Source organism: Holdemanella hominis (genome assembly GCF_014306155.1).
In the GTDB taxonomy this organism is placed as follows: domain Bacteria; phylum Bacillota_I; class Bacilli_A; order Erysipelotrichales; family Erysipelotrichaceae; genus Holdemanella; species Holdemanella hominis.
The window spans coordinates 1-15,216 of the sequence record NZ_JACRWH010000052.1; the positions used below are offsets into that span (position 1 = coordinate 1).

Consider the following 15,216-nt stretch of genomic DNA (forward strand, 5'->3'; position numbering starts at 1 on the left):
ACGGTATATGCAAAAACAAGACCACATATGAAAGGTAGTCTTGAATACATTATAAACAAAAATTTAAAAAATTGGAGAAATCCAATCTTTTTGTCGTGGAAAATCATCAAAAAATGTGTCCTTCATGGAAAGACACAAAATTTTATGAATTAGGCTTGATTTTTATTATCTAATTTTTGTAGTTCATAAACTTGGATATTTATATACCGAATTAAAAGAATATGAAAAAGCAAATTATTATATTAATTGGATAAATGAATTCGCCTCAAAACAAGATAGTAAAATATCAAATCTTTTAAAGAAGATATCAAATTCATTGACTATTAAGTTAAAAGAGCCTAATTATTTATGTAATAAAAAATACCAAGAAGATATTGAGTTTATTTTTCAAAATAGCCAAAATATATTTTCATATGGATTTCAGAAATTTTATCTAGCTGATCTAGAGGAAGTATATTTAATTCAAAGAAGATATAAGGAGCTTTATTATATATATAAAAACAGATAAAAGTCATGTGCATCAATCATTACCAAAGCTTTAATTTTTTTATAATTTTGGTAATGATTTTTATGTTTCTGAATTCATGAAAATTCCATGGTGGCATAGTCAACACGGAATATTCAGGTAGCAGGTAGATACCTGGGATGAATTTAAATACGATTTAAAATAAATGACACTTATTCTTCTTAAAAGATACTATTTATATATTCTTCTACATCCATAGATACAATCTTTTTGTTTTCAAACAGTAAGACTTTATCGTATAAAGAAACTGTTTCTTTTGTTACTTTATGTTCAATAGATAGTACTGTAAGATCTGGATTGGATAAAATGAATTGATGTATTCGATCTGAATTTGCTTTATCGATTGCAGAAAAAGCTTCATCCAAGAAAAGCCATTTTTTATTTCTATATATCGCTCTTGCCAAACAAATACGTTGCTTCTCTCCACCGCTTAAATTCAAATGTTCAAAATCAAGATTGTCTCTTTCCTTATCAAATATTGATTCTAAATTAAATATAGTTACTAAATCTTTCAAGGAATATTTACTCATTTTCCTTCCTAAAGTAATATTTTGTTCAAAGGAAAACGGTAATAAGTCATTTTTTTGATTCACATAAGAAAACTTTTCGGCATATGTGCTAAATTGAACATCCTTCAAATCCTTATCGTTCACATAAATGCCATCTACTTTCTTCTGCTTTGTTAAAATGTCTAAAAACGTACTCTTACCATCTCCACTTTTTCCAATGACTAAATACTTTTTTCCCTGATTTATTACCAAATTATTTAAATCCAATATTAGACGAGCACCATAAGAATAACTTAAATGCTTAATCTTAATGTCATGAATTTGTTCATCAAAAACAATTGGTTTATTTTCTTCATAGCACATTGAATTATCCAACAGTTTTTGTAGAACTGGCTTAGAAGATTGAATCATGTTTCGAAGATTTGCATAATTAACGATTGGCATGATCACCATATTACTAGCTTGTGCAATTCCTAATAATTGTCCAACTGTTAATCGATTATAATGTATTAATACAATGCCAAAGAGCAATGTCAAAAAAAACATGGCTTGAGAAATAAAAGAATTTATAGAAGTAAGTATTTTTATAAATCCATTATTTTTTAGAGTACTTTGTTCTAAATTCTTATTCTCAATGTCCAGATTGTCACAAAATACTTTTTCCAAATTTAAAACCTTTATATCATTAAAACAGCGACACAGATTTTTAATAGAACAAAGCCATTGCTTCATTGAAGCCAAATAATTCATTTGATTCTTCTTTAAACAATTCTTAAAAATACTATTTATAAAAATCGTTATAAAAGCACAAAGGAGCAGAAACATTAATATTTCTACACTTAGATTTGCGATATATAGACTTCCCAATATCAATGAAATGGTTAATGAGAACACATTTAGTTTTGAAGAAACATAATTATCAATTACCACATTCACTTCATTATTAAATTCATTCAATATTTCACTGCTATCCTTTTTTTGAAATGATTCTATATTCCTGGAAGCATACGATTGATACAAATTTTTATTTAAACTATAACTTATTTTATTCTTCAACACCTCCACTACATATTGTTGCAAAGAGGAAACAATTAAATAGACACCTAAAAATACCAATACGATCACTATAAGGCTTGAAATTGAATCTAGAAGATGATCATCAAATATATAGCTCATTAAGATTGATTTCAATAGATCCACTACTGAATATGAAACAATGAGAATAAGCGAAATAAAATATAATACTTTATGATTCTGAACAAGTTTAAACATAAATACCCCCTTTTCCTTAGGGTTATTATTTTTCAAGACAAAAGAAAAGACAAGAAACAGTCATTGAGAAATAAATGGGTTTCTTGTCTTTATTAAGTTCAATTTATCGTGTGATCTTGCACAAAACTAATATTAAATAAAATTATTTGCGACACAAATCTCTTTATATTTATGCAAATATTCACAATTTTTTATGAATAAAAATTTAAATAAAGAAGAATCATTTTTTAATTCTTTTAATCGATTCCGATAGTCTACATTCAATTGATAATCCTCATTTAGCATCATAGAGAAAACATCAATATACTTAGAATCATCCAATTCTTTGATTAATCTTTTTGCGTCGTGTATATTCTCTTTTAGAATTGCATATACAAATAAAGCCTCTTTATATTTGACTGCAAAGTTGACCGCAAAAAAGTCATCCGTACATGATTTTAATCCTTTCTTTAAATATTGATTACCCTTTTCCATACAATCCTTATGCTGTATCATAGTTGCTCCTAGATTAAAAAAAGCCAACATTTTATATTGTGAGTCATACTGAGCCGCACTTGTATAATATTTTTCAGCCTGATTTAAATCTATATCAAGACAAAGCCATCCTAATGAGCAAAGAATTTCCGCAATCAATTTTTTATTTCCTAATTCAATCGCATAATTTAAACATGTTTTATACAGATCGTATGCCGCAAAAGTATTTTTTTGATACGCATATAGATTGGCTTTGGCCTTCAACCTTCGTATAAATATCCATTCCTCATTATCAGATAGTTCCATATTTCCAGAAGATAATCTAAACAAATTAAAATATTCTCTTTGCGAATCATCCATGTATGAATAATACGCTTCCACTTCAGCAAGTGATATATTGATTTGAGAATTCATTTCGGAAGCATACAGTAAAAACAATTGATATTGAATAAATAAGCAGGATGACAGAACCTCATCTTTATATTCCAACAATTCATCCATTACCTTAAATATTTTTGAATCCGATGACATATAGTATTTAAAGAAAAGATCCAACATCTGTTTAATTTTTTCTTCTTTAATTGTATCCATCGTAGAAATCCCTAATTTTTTAAACAACAAATTGTATATATCATCATTTGCGACCAAGATATTATTTTCAATTTTAGAAAGGTATGAAGGAGAACAAACCCCATGTGATAAAGCTTCTAATGATATGTCTAACTCTTTTCGTTGTTTCTTAATCAATAATCCTCTGTAATCATTCATGCACTGCCCACCTACTAATTCCAAAAAGTAATTCATTATTTGTTCCTAATTATATCACGAATTGAACCTCATCACTGAATGTTGAAAGAGGTTCTAAATACGTCCCTTGTTTTTTAGGCTATAGAAGTACTCTTTATTTTTCATAAGTTCTTCAAATGATCCCTGTTCAACAATCCGTCCTTGTTTAAATACAAGGATACAATCAAACTTCTTAAGTGTTTCGTCAAAATATTTATGTGTTACATATAATACAGTTTCTTCTTTTAAATCCAATATTCGATTTTCAATTTCGATGGCCGTCTGTGCATCTAGACTTGCTGTTATTTCATCACACAAAAGTACCTCTTTTAAATGTGCGATTGTACGAGCAATTCCTATTCGTTGAATTTGCCCACCAGAAAGATTACTTCCATCCTCACCAATATTCTGGTCTAATTTAAATTCTGGTAAATCTACAAAATCCAAACAATTTAACAGTATTTCTTCTGTTTGTACAAGCTCCATATTCAAGTTATTTCGGATCGTGTCATCAAATATATGACTTTCCTGGTGAATCATAGAAACATTCTTAGAATACAAAACACTCACATTTCCTTTTTGAACTGGATAATATCCTAAAATCAATTTTAAAATTGTAGATTTTCCGGACCCACTCGGACCAACAATCGCATACTTTTTCCCCTTTTCAAATTTGAAAGATAAATCATCAATAATCATCTTACTTTCAGTATAGCCAAAAGATACATGTTCCAAATAGATATTTCCATCATAGTTCGATACAAACTTATTTGCCTGTCCATGAGAATCGATAATATTCAGTAATTTCGAATTCACGTCCGACACCGACTTAAATCCAGCAAGATTGCTTGAAATATCATTTAAATTCGAAATAAAATTATTAGAAACATTTACAATTGGCATCATATATATCATATCTAAATGTCCATATAATATCATCAATCCAATCAGCAACATGAAAATCAATTGAAAAGTGGCCGCAATACAATTAGCCCAGTTTCCCGTCAAAGATATTGCCATATTTACATTTCTTTGTTTATATTCCATGTTTTCAATCCATTCTTTTCCTTTGTCCACGAACTGTTTTAGAACGCCCAAATCCAATATAATATCGAAATTTTGAAATATCTCCTTTAATTTTGAATTATATATACCTGAATAAGAAGACAATTGGTTCGAATACTTTTTCAATCTTTTTTCCATCATCTTCGGTACCAAAAGTGTTGCTACTGCAATCAAAACCACCATGAGTCCTACAAATACATGGATGCGAAGAATGTATATTAAAATAATAACAGACACAATGATATCAACAATCATACTTAATATTGGATAAAAGTAATATTCATCTACCATTTTTATATCATTAGTAAATAGAGATAACTGATTTCCAATCTTCTCTTTTTTAAACGTAGAATACGATTGATTCATCAAACTAGAATAGAGATCTTCACCCAAATCTGTTTTTAATTTTTTCCTATAAGTTGACTTCATTATTGAATTAATAGAAGTCGTCATCAATGTATACACAAGAAATAAAACACTTGCAAAAAGGCATGTACCTGCTTTTTCAAAATGATTATTAAATGCAACATCCGATATTAATTGGATTACATACGCCAAAAATAAAGGTACGACACCCGCAAATAAACTAGTACACAGTGTCCCTATAAAATATTTTTTATTTCTCAATATATATCGGAACATTCTCTTCCATCCCCTACTTAGTTTAATAGTATATACCTATCACATCCCGTTATCTTTCTTTTTTAACATTTTATTTCAACAATTGATTCTTCTACGCAAATATAAAAAATGTTAAAATTAAGTAAATTATGAAGTGAGGAATACTATGCATTATTTAAAGATCAATGATTCCGATAAGAAGAAAATTGGATATCTAATCCATGTATATCGAACTCAACAATTTAAACATCTATCACAAAATTCTTTTTTGTTAAATGAGTATAATGAGCCAATATGCACTCGACAAACACTTAGTAAAATAGAACAGGGTGTTATTATTAAAAACGATTCTATTTATGAAGAATTACTAAAAAAGGTGAATCTAAAATTTAATACGGATTATTGTATTGAAGAATTCCTGCCAACTTCCATTTTTTCTGATTTATTAAATGCTTGCGATTATTATAATTTAGAAAAGCTTATATCCATCTCTGAATCCCATGTAAAACAATTAAATCCATTCAAAGAATACATTTTCTTTCATGAATACTACGAGTGTTTCAAATGGATCTACACCTATTATTCCTCATTTGAACTTCCGACTCTTCAAAGCACTGAATATATTATTTCCCTAAAAAACATTATCAATTCTAACCTCTATGAAGTCATGATGGATCTAGTTTTTAAGAAACGAACAATTAGTGGTATTTATGATTTTTCCTACTTTGATTTTAAAAATTCAAACAGCATGATTAATCGTGGAAACCATATGATGATTTTATATAATCAATCCAAATTGTCTGAAATGCTTGATTATTGTCAAGATTTAGAAGAGGAATATTCCATTAAAAACAATTACATTCGTCTTCTCGACATTTATTCTCTAAAAGGATTTGCCTTTTCAAATACAGAAAAAGAAAAATTTGAAAAATTAGTTTCTCAAATAAATCATACAGTAGAAGCACACAATTCAAACATACCTAAAATTAAAACATCTCAACTTCTAAAAAATATCGGTCTACAAGCCTTTAGAATTGATATGTACGATATAGCCATAAATTATTTTGAACAATATATAGCTATGGATTCACCTTATGCGAATATTGTAGGTATCGATTTATGCATTTCTTATCAAAAGACAAATAAAATCAATCAACTTAAATCCTTTATACAATCCAAAGAAGTATACAAAGGTGATAGCCAATACGAAAATCTTTTGAACTACTTCATTTTGAAATATAAATATCAAACCGACAATGATGAACTATCCTATTTTATAGTGAATAAAGTACCCATTATAATCGATAATACTATGGGGAAATATAAACAATTCTTTTATGAAGAACTAAGTATGCTTGTCGAACAAACCAAGCGTTATAAAGACTTGAAAACATATTTAGATTCAACCAGTGATATGTTGCCAATTTGAAAAAGCGGAAATCGAACGAGTAATTATTTATCAAACTAATAATAATATTAGATATAAAATACACATTCAATTTCTCATCGGGAACATGCTCTCTATATTATTGGTATCATTTTGGTAGCAAAATAGCCTATAACCGAATAAAAAGTGCCTTATATAAGGAACTTTTTATTCATTTTATCTCTACTCAAACTCAATTTTGTGTACTTTTAAATCCATGCAACATATACATTATATGGTCATTTACACAATTACTTCCTGTATTATTTTATATTCCAAATCATTTATGTATATTATGTACTCATTTTGGAGTCACTGTGAGTACACATTGAGTACAAACCATTTCATTCTAACAATACATACAATTAAAATATTGTTTCACTCAATTTCTAACATTTGACTCATCAATTGTTTTATTATTTCTAAATTTGTAGAAAACTCAATATGACTCGCATATTTATATTTGCGACAATAATTCTTCCATAAATTCTGCAATGTTGAATCTTCACTTATTGAGCATAATATTTCTTCATAATGCTCTAATACAGAAAGTGTCTCTCTTTTTCTACATGTTTTATCAAATGCCAATGATAAATCATTATAGTTTATTGAATCGTTATAACGATCAAATAAAGTCGTTACATCATAAAAATCACGCATACGTGTATTCAACAATCCTCTAGAAAGAATTGTTTGAATTTTTTCTGCAAGTATTGTCTCTAAATTATATGACCACAGTTGTATTGATTTGTCTTCTAACAACAACGGATATTCATATCTTACTTCTCTAGGTGTAATCACATCACCTGTTGATATATCTATTTTGATTGGTACTATTAAATTTTCTAATTTTGCATCCATATGAATTCTTATTCCTGGATACTCCATATTGTCCATGATATCAGATACATCATTTAAGATAAATTCAATGTGATCATCAAGAGAAATATCTTTAATTTCATTTACAATCCTTGTGGTTTCTTCTTTGGTTAAATCAAAATTACGTATTGTTGTATCAATATCCATAGTCGATCGCATCGATATACCAATCATAGAAGTAACCAAGATTCCACCCTTAACAATGAAATCGTCTTTATATTTAGAATACGTTATTCTTTCAAGAAAACGCTCCATCATATAAATACGTAACAAAGTTATAGGATCCGATCCATTTTGTTTGGCAACATTTTTAATTCTACCTTTTATTTGTGCTGGAGTTAGATACATTACAATAAAACCTCCATATATTGTCTAATTATCTTTTCAATTCGAAATGCTTTTGCATACACCATTAAACGATTAAGATTCTTATCACTTCTTTGTAAATAAGTTTTAATCGCCATATTAAAATCCTGAATTTCGAAATTACGTCTACTTCTCACTAAATCACAGATTGTTCTTTCCAAATCATACATTGGGATTTCATGACCAAATTGATTTGTGATTGTAGTCTTTCCTAAATCTAAAAGTTCCTTTTTCACTGTATAAACCTTATAACCAGAGTTTGTTAAAGCAGAAGGATTATATCCACTATAAATTGTAATACAATGCACAAAAGGTTCTCGATCAACCAGACCATAATAATATAAGGCATCATCATGAGAAATAACTCCTTTTGGACAACGCTGTGACAAAACATAAGCTTCATCTTCCAACACATCTTTTGAAATATAAATACCTGGGCCAACTTTTTCCATACAATTCCTTTTTATAAAATTATAAATAGACTGTCTCGATACATTCACATTCTTTAATTCTTTAACATTCAAAACCTCAATTTTTTTAGAATCCATTACTCCTTCCATACTCTCACCACCTTTTACATTCTTGCTAATATTATACTTTATATTAGTAAGAATGTAAATTGACTTCAATTTATTTAATTATTCATATTCAATAATTTATGTGTTCATTTTGTACTCACGGCCAAAAACAGTATACAAAAAAGCCCTTATATAAAGGACTTTTGATGTTTATTGAATTATTCGAACTCGGAAAAGAAAGTTGTAACATAAACATTATTGTTTACTATATATACGCAAATTACACTATTTATATACAATTAACATGTATTATATATCTTAACTATTTCTATTGGTATCATTTTGGTAGCAGCTAGATACCTACAAGCAAATCTAAATATGGTTTAAATTATTTCACATGTATTCTCTTTTAAAAGCTACTATTTAAGTACTCTTCCACTTCCATTATTTTGAGATTAATATGTCAAAGTAACTTCCCAATAACCATTTTTCGGCGATCCATGTCGTATAAGAATACCAAGCTCTTTTAATTTCTTAATATTACTTTCTATATTTCGACTGGCAATACCTATTCTATCAGCCAGTTTAATAGCCGATAATTGATTATCTTCCAAAAGCAGTTTAATAATCTTTTTCTGCGTATCGTTAAGTTCTATTTGTTGTTCTATTCCCGATACTTCTCCGATGCTTCTCCGATGTTTCTCCGATGCTTCTCCGATGTCTCTGCTTTCTTCCATCATCGGAAATAAATTACGGAATAATTCTACACGAAACATATTATCGAACTCCTGAAATCTAGGTTTCGGAAGTCCATACTCTTCAGCAGCGTTCAAAATTCTTTTTATTCCACTTCCCCATGCCTCAACAAGTCCCATTTGGCTAAATATATTGGCAATGCCTTTATTACGAATTTTCGAATGACCATTCATGACTTCCTCATAAGTCAATCCGTTATATAAGCCTCCCGGCGATGTCACTTCCAACCTGTCATCATAAATTGCAACCTGAATACAAGATTCATCCAACAGGTTACGATGACAATGGGCATTAATGATCATTTCTCTGATTGCTTCCGGTGGTAGCTCATATCTCTCTTTTCGCACCAATCCGTCGATTGTTGCTCCGAGTCGAATGTTTCTCAATACAAAATCTACAGCTTCTTCGATTTGTGTATAAATCGGTCCTTTAAGTTCTCTCTTATCCAAGAATACCGCACGATCTGTTCCTTTGAACACCGCACATTGCGTTTTTGAAAACGAAAAATAATCTGATGTCAACAATGCATAAGCATTTGTTGCCAGAAGTTGTCCCTCACTCTGCTTTAAGATTTTCCAATTTATAAGTTGTTCTTTATTTACAGAATGATTCGGCATTCCTGCTTTTTTTCGGAACCTTTCAATATCCTGACAAAGCTTCTCCGTAGCATCTTTTGGAACAGGATAACCTACACAGGTAAGTTCATCCCATGAGATTCTAGCACCTTCCATTTCCAGCTCTTTTATCTTCTCCGGAAATGCCAGTCTTGATGTACCTGCCACACGTATATAAGTACCATTGTCTTTTCCCTTTGATTTCAGATAATACGGTCTGTTTTTCCCCGCTTCTACAGATACAACAACAACTGTTTTGCCATCTACTGTCTGTGGCTCAATATCAGGAATAATCTGAGGCACACAGGAATCAGAAACTGCATTAGCAATTCCATCCATCAATTGAAACAACACATCATTTTCAACACCAACAATTTGATGTGTTTTATCATCCACTCCAACAATCAGCTTACCACCTTGTGTATTGGCAAAAGCTACGATTGTCTTCATGTATTTTTCACTTTTATCTGGTAAAGTAACTTTATATTCAATATTTTTCGATTCTCCCGAAAATATAGTGTCTTTTGCCATTATTTCACTCCTAATCTATACTCACACCATTGGTGCGAATAATTCTATTTCCAGAGTAAATATCTCTGTATCATCAATACCATTATACGTTCCAGCCTCCTTTCCTAGCAAGTAAGAAAACAAAACGTTTGCATTTTCTCCAATAAAAAATTATTCACTTTAAAAAAAGAAATTGACTTAAGAGAAAAGCATTCTCTATATATACCTGATCATGCTTTAAACAATGCAAGAAACATGACTCGATGGAAATACAAAGATGTAGACGGGCATTTAAACAAGAGAAAATTCAATGCATATAAAAACACGTGGGATTCAGATTGGATTACATACGATAAACAAAAATAACAATAAATAAAAGCAGATCAACTGTGCCTAATAGTACATGTAAATCTGCTTTTTTATTCTAATTTCGGTGTTTTTTTGCTTATACAGTCATATGAGCTGTCGGTCCCGATAATTCATTCAATAAATTGTGTACTCATTTTGGAGTCACTGTGAGTACATATTGAGTACAAGAGGGCATCACCAAACACCAGGTTCTCTTACAATTTCTGATTTATGTACCTTAATACTGCCTACTACCTGCAATCTTCTCAATATAAAGAGAGCATTTAAGAAACCTATTTCTATTTTGTTGTTTACTTTCATGTTGATTAACACTTATGTACGTACTTGTAAACCTCAAAAATTATACCAAAGCGTAATCAGAGGTGTACATTATTAAATGATCACTTATCCGCGTCTAATATTGTAAATCTTTTCAATAAAATTTGACACTTATTTATAAAAGCAAAATCTAACAAAATCTTGTTTTTTTACATCCATTCTATGTCATTGCCATAATCTATCGGCCATCCCAGATAATCTATAAATTCTGGTGCATATTTTTTTATTCTACAAAGTATATTAATACATTCATTAATTTTATTTCTGGCACAAAAATGTTTGCATTGTTTGGATGGATTAATTTTATTAATCTCGCTATTTCTTATTTTGACCATATTTTCCCAACTAGTAGGAATTTCTGTGCCGTCAGTCAATCCTCTAAAATATGAACAAGGATAAATGCCACTGGGTGTTAATACAGTTCTATAATAACATGCTTCACATATTGTGTACTTTTTTTCTTGATTCATTTGGGAATAGTTGATTGATGAAGGATAAATAATAGAAAATGTATCATCACACAATTCATTTTTAATTTTATTAATTTGTTTTTTTTATTTCTTCTTTTATTTTATCATCAATCTGAGTAATTTCTTTATCTTTAAAATTAAGTTCAGGCTTTACCTCTATATATTTTACATTTAATTCTTTTACATATTTTGCACAATTATATATTTCTTTATAATTGTTTGGAAGAATTAAAAAGCTAATTCCAACAGTTTTATATTTAGCAATTTTCTTTACAGAATCCGTTATAGATTTAAATACATTTAAACCACATCCATGAACGACTGAATGTGTATGTGCGTTTGAAGAATCCAAACTAATTCTAATCCAATCAAAAGGTGCATTTATAATATCATCACAATATTTATGTAAGTTACTCCCATTTGATATTAATGCTATTCTGTACTGAAGTAATGATAGTAACTTGATCAAATCTTTAAAATGAGTATATGTAGTAGGTTCTCCTCCACCTGTTAACTCAACACAACTACATCCTTGCATTTTCAAATCAACTAATAGTTGTTTTAAAATTCCCCAATCTATTTCAAGATTATCTTTATTTACTGTTTCTTGGTCAACACAATGGTTACAACGAAAATTGCATTTTTTAGAAACATCTAAAGTTAATATAGGACTAACTTGAGATTCAAAATTTCCTTCCACAATTTTCTTGGTAAATTCCCAATTTGTTTTTGAAAACATTTTTTGCTCATGATTTAGTCTATCATCCATATTCATCACCTACTTTCTAAGAACCTGAACCATTATATCTTTTCAGTCCTCTTCGCCATAAAAAGGCTCCTATCACACCATAAATCATGTCGACTAAAGCAATCATAATGACATACACCCAATGCACATTCACTTTATTTAACAGAATTAAAGATGGATAATAATTTACCAAACCATACGGTAATAGTACCGTAACAATAAACTTAAATGCTTTATTAAATATACTTATTGGATAGTGTTGTACACTTTCCTGTATTTCATTTGTACTATATAAAATAGATTTTGATTTCATGGTCCAAAAAGATATACAGCTCACTGAAAAAAGAATTGCGGTAAATACATACACTCCATTTATAATTGAGACTATAAATCCAAGCATAAAACCAACTGTAATTTGGATATGTAACATTTTTGCCGCAAATAAAGCTCCAATCATTCCCGTTGTGAAATCACATAAATCTGTAATACTAATCTTTTCAGATGCTAATTGTAAAAGAGGGCTCACCGGTCTTAATAGGAATCGGTCAAATGTTCCATTCACAATATGATTCTCTAAATCACTAATATGTCTAAAAAAAGTATTATGAAATCCTAAACAAGATAAGAATAAACAATAATTAAAAACTATCTGCCAAAAAGTCCATTCATTTAGTGTATGAAAGTTTTTCAACATGACCCAGATCAAGAGAATAGAAGAACCGTTGATCATGATAAGTCCGAAGAATCCTGCAATAAAACTTGAACGATATTCAGCAAATCGTTTTAAGCCTGCTTTTATTAGATCAAAATATAGTTGAATACTTTCCATACCCTAACCTCCTTGTACAACGATTTTCTTCGATACGCATTTCCACATAAAGCGTCCAATCAAAGATAATATAAAAATCCAAATCACTTGAAAACAAACGGTTTGACAGAGATTGCCATTTCGAATAAAAAGAAGCAATGGCTCGTAAAATACATATTTAAAAGGTAACCAGTTTATTATTCCCAAAAGAAAATCCGGATAAAACCATAAAGGAACCACTTGTCCTGAACAAAATGCAATCAGAGCATGAAAAATATAGAGATATCCTTCTAGATCAAGACTTAAAAAACAAATTAAAGATAAAATATAATTCATTGAGAACAACAATAAAAAGCCAAGCACGAAAGTAATTAAAGCTCCAATTATATTCACATTTAGCTCTAGTTTAAAAAAACAAGTTGATATTAAAAAGGAAGGAATTGTGAAAATGCAAAGATTAACCACCGTTGAAGAAAGAGTTCTCAAAAACAATTGTGTTTTTAATTCCATTGGCTTGAGTAAATCACATATAATTCTTCCATTTTTTATATTTTCTTCCACATAAATATGTGGACCATCCCACCAAGTAAATGCCTGTGATAAAGAAATTGAAAATATACTATAAAGCAGCATTTGATTTAGATCAATATTTCCAAACAAAGAAGCATTCTGCTTATATAATGTCATCCATAACATTGCATAGGCATAGATTCGTATAAACACATTGACTAATGTCATGCAAAAAGCAGATTTATAAGCTGTTAAAGATGAATATTGTTGTTTTAAATAAGCACATAAAACACGATACATATTAACATACCTCTTTAATTACATCTTCTATTTCTAGGTCCTTGATTGAAAAGTCTGCAACCTCTGTATTTTTTAATAAGCAACTCACAATATCTGTAACCGAATAAAGTTTGTAATTGTATTGAATCAGCATAGTTTTATCATCTAAATTCTGTATACGAAGATCTTGAAAGTCTTTTAAAAACTTTAATTCATCAATAGAATACGTCTTATTAAATACAACTTTTAAATTCCGATACCGTATATATTTTTCCTTTACACTCTCTAAATCCCCATCATATAACATTCGCCCATGATTGATTAAAATTACTCGATTACATAATTTTTCCACATCCTGCATATCATGTGTTGTCAAAAATACAGTTACCTTCTTTGTTCTATTTAACTCCAAAATAAATTCTCTTAACCTATCCTTTGTTGCCACATCCAAACCAATAGTTGGTTCATCTAAAAACAATATGGATGGATCATGTATCAATGCTGCAATTAAATCACACTTCATTCTTTGGCCCAAACTCATCTGTCTTACTGGCAAATTCAAAAATTCTTTTACCTGCAGCATATCAGAATATTTTTCTACTCTATCTTTAAAATCACAATCTGGAACTTTATAAATCTCTTTTAACAGTTCTAAACTTTCTATAGCTGGAATATCCCACCAAAGCTGACTCTTCTGACCAAAAACAACCCCAATATGTTTAGAGTTTTCCTTTCTGTACTTTAAAGGATTTTTTCCAAACACTTTAATCATTCCACTATTTGGCATCAAGATTCCTGTTAACATTTTTATTGTGGTACTTTTTCCGGCACCATTTGGTCCAATATAGCCAACAATATCACCTTTACGTATACAAAAACTCATATCATCCACAGCTATAAAATCTTTAAAGTCAGGATAAATAATATTTTTAATCATATTTTTTAACCCACTCTTTTTCTGATATGTGCGATATATTTTCCGTACATTCGTAATTTCTATAATGTTTTCCATCAATCATCACCTTTCCATATTATATAAACAACTATTCTAAATTCAACATTCGTATGTTTACTAACTATATGATTGCTACACTTTATATGTGTATCAATACCTATTATAAATGTGTGCTGATCCAATCAATGAGTATATAAATGGTTTTAAAATACTAAAATTATAATATGAAGAATAATGTTAAAAAATTACGTTTAGAAAATAGAATAAAACAAGAAATCCATATCACTTTATGTTACTATTAATCCACTGATAATCCACTGAGATAATATGAAGTGACCTCCTATTGTCAATACGTGGATTACGACTCATAATTGAATTGATTAAAAACACTTATGGTGTCGATGCCATAACACAATAGGAGGTCACTATGAAAAGTA

12 protein-coding genes are annotated in these 15,216 nt (G+C 29.4%); 1 reads left to right on the top strand and 11 read right to left on the bottom strand.

What is annotated here, in order from left to right:
- Positions 1 to 687 precede the first annotated feature (687 nt).
- The 3 genes from H8911_RS09955 to H8911_RS09965 all read right to left on the bottom strand — a co-directional run bounded on the left by H8911_RS09955 (position 688) and on the right by H8911_RS09965 (position 5,274).
- Entirely contained in the window at positions 688 to 2,307 is a 1,620-nt protein-coding gene (locus H8911_RS09955; protein WP_186999549.1) for an ATP-binding cassette domain-containing protein, read from the bottom strand.
- Between the two features lie 132 nt (positions 2,308 to 2,439).
- Positions 2,440 to 3,549, bottom strand: a complete 1,110-nt coding sequence (locus tag H8911_RS09960) for a helix-turn-helix domain-containing protein (RefSeq protein WP_186999550.1) — start codon at positions 3,547 to 3,549, stop codon at positions 2,440 to 2,442.
- A gap of 93 nt (positions 3,550 to 3,642) precedes the next feature.
- Positions 3,643 to 5,274, bottom strand: a complete 1,632-nt coding sequence (locus H8911_RS09965; protein ID WP_217256462.1) for an ABC transporter ATP-binding protein — start codon at positions 5,272 to 5,274, stop codon at positions 3,643 to 3,645.
- A 145-nt stretch (positions 5,275 to 5,419) separates the two neighbouring features.
- On the opposite strand from H8911_RS09965, the gene H8911_RS09970 reads away from it, so the two are divergent.
- The gene (locus H8911_RS09970) at positions 5,420 to 6,682 is read left to right on the top strand and encodes a hypothetical protein (RefSeq protein WP_186999552.1); all 1,263 of its coding nucleotides are present in this window, start codon (positions 5,420 to 5,422) and stop codon (positions 6,680 to 6,682) included.
- 375 nt (positions 6,683 to 7,057) lie between these two features.
- Here the strand turns inward: H8911_RS09970 and H8911_RS09975 are convergent, their stop codons facing one another.
- The 8 genes from H8911_RS09975 to H8911_RS10010 all read right to left on the bottom strand — a co-directional run bounded on the left by H8911_RS09975 (position 7,058) and on the right by H8911_RS10010 (position 14,836).
- The gene (locus H8911_RS09975; protein WP_186999553.1) at positions 7,058 to 7,906 is read right to left on the bottom strand and encodes a nucleotidyl transferase AbiEii/AbiGii toxin family protein; all 849 of its coding nucleotides are present in this window, start codon (positions 7,904 to 7,906) and stop codon (positions 7,058 to 7,060) included.
- Positions 7,906 to 8,484 carry a type IV toxin-antitoxin system AbiEi family antitoxin domain-containing protein gene (locus H8911_RS09980; protein WP_255466351.1) on the bottom strand — a complete coding sequence of 193 codons (579 nt, stop codon included), beginning with the start codon at positions 8,482 to 8,484 and terminating at the stop codon, positions 7,906 to 7,908. The genes H8911_RS09975 and H8911_RS09980 overlap by 1 nt, the downstream gene beginning before the upstream one ends.
- A 413-nt stretch (positions 8,485 to 8,897) precedes the next feature.
- Complete coding sequence (locus H8911_RS09985; RefSeq protein WP_186999554.1) at positions 8,898 to 10,343, bottom strand: AlbA family DNA-binding domain-containing protein; 1,446 nt, start codon at positions 10,341 to 10,343, stop codon at positions 8,898 to 8,900.
- An 815-nt stretch (positions 10,344 to 11,158) separates the two neighbouring features.
- Entirely contained in the window at positions 11,159 to 11,479 is a 321-nt protein-coding gene (locus tag H8911_RS09990) for a hypothetical protein (RefSeq protein WP_147334716.1), read from the bottom strand.
- Between the two features lie 70 nt (positions 11,480 to 11,549).
- Positions 11,550 to 12,248: a radical SAM protein gene (locus H8911_RS09995; protein ID WP_186999555.1), complete on the bottom strand. Its 699-nt coding sequence runs from the start codon at positions 12,246 to 12,248 to the stop codon at positions 11,550 to 11,552.
- Positions 12,249 to 12,264: 16 nt separating this feature from the next.
- Positions 12,265 to 13,056 (bottom strand): ABC transporter permease, encoded by a 792-nt coding sequence (locus H8911_RS10000; RefSeq protein WP_117992585.1) that lies wholly within the window; start codon positions 13,054 to 13,056, stop codon positions 12,265 to 12,267.
- A 3-nt stretch (positions 13,057 to 13,059) separates the two neighbouring features.
- A complete protein-coding gene (locus tag H8911_RS10005; protein WP_217285034.1) occupies positions 13,060 to 13,845 on the bottom strand; it encodes an ABC transporter permease in 786 nt (261 codons plus the stop codon).
- A 1-nt stretch (position 13,846) separates the two neighbouring features.
- Complete coding sequence (locus H8911_RS10010) at positions 13,847 to 14,836, bottom strand: ABC transporter ATP-binding protein (RefSeq protein WP_186999557.1); 990 nt, start codon at positions 14,834 to 14,836, stop codon at positions 13,847 to 13,849.
- Between the last annotated feature and the right edge of the window lie 380 nt (positions 14,837 to 15,216).

What these genes read in the sequence shown, in the direction of transcription:
- H8911_RS09955 (WP_186999549.1), bottom strand. Translation starts at nt 2,307, where the DNA reads ATGTTTAAACTTGTTCAGAATCATAAAGTATTATATTTTATTTCGCTT.
- H8911_RS09995 (WP_186999555.1), bottom strand. Translation starts at nt 12,248, where the DNA reads ATGGATGATAGACTAAATCATGAGCAAAAAATGTTTTCAAAAACAAAT.
- H8911_RS09980 (WP_255466351.1), bottom strand. Translation starts at nt 8,484, where the DNA reads ATGGAAGGAGTAATGGATTCTAAAAAAATTGAGGTTTTGAATGTTAAA.
- H8911_RS10000 (WP_117992585.1), bottom strand. Translation starts at nt 13,056, where the DNA reads ATGGAAAGTATTCAACTATATTTTGATCTAATAAAAGCAGGCTTAAAA.
- H8911_RS09985 (WP_186999554.1), bottom strand. Translation starts at nt 10,343, where the DNA reads ATGGCAAAAGACACTATATTTTCGGGAGAATCGAAAAATATTGAATAT.
- H8911_RS09960 (WP_186999550.1), bottom strand. Translation starts at nt 3,549, where the DNA reads ATGAATGATTACAGAGGATTATTGATTAAGAAACAACGAAAAGAGTTA.
- H8911_RS09990 (WP_147334716.1), bottom strand. Translation starts at nt 11,479, where the DNA reads ATGAATCAAGAAAAAAAGTACACAATATGTGAAGCATGTTATTATAGA.
- H8911_RS09965 (WP_217256462.1), bottom strand. Translation starts at nt 5,274, where the DNA reads ATGTTCCGATATATATTGAGAAATAAAAAATATTTTATAGGGACACTG.
- H8911_RS09975 (WP_186999553.1), bottom strand. Translation starts at nt 7,906, where the DNA reads ATGTATCTAACTCCAGCACAAATAAAAGGTAGAATTAAAAATGTTGCC.
- H8911_RS09970 (WP_186999552.1), top strand. Translation starts at nt 5,420, where the DNA reads ATGCATTATTTAAAGATCAATGATTCCGATAAGAAGAAAATTGGATAT.
- H8911_RS10010 (WP_186999557.1), bottom strand. Translation starts at nt 14,836, where the DNA reads ATGGAAAACATTATAGAAATTACGAATGTACGGAAAATATATCGCACA.
- H8911_RS10005 (WP_217285034.1), bottom strand. Translation starts at nt 13,845, where the DNA reads ATGTATCGTGTTTTATGTGCTTATTTAAAACAACAATATTCATCTTTA.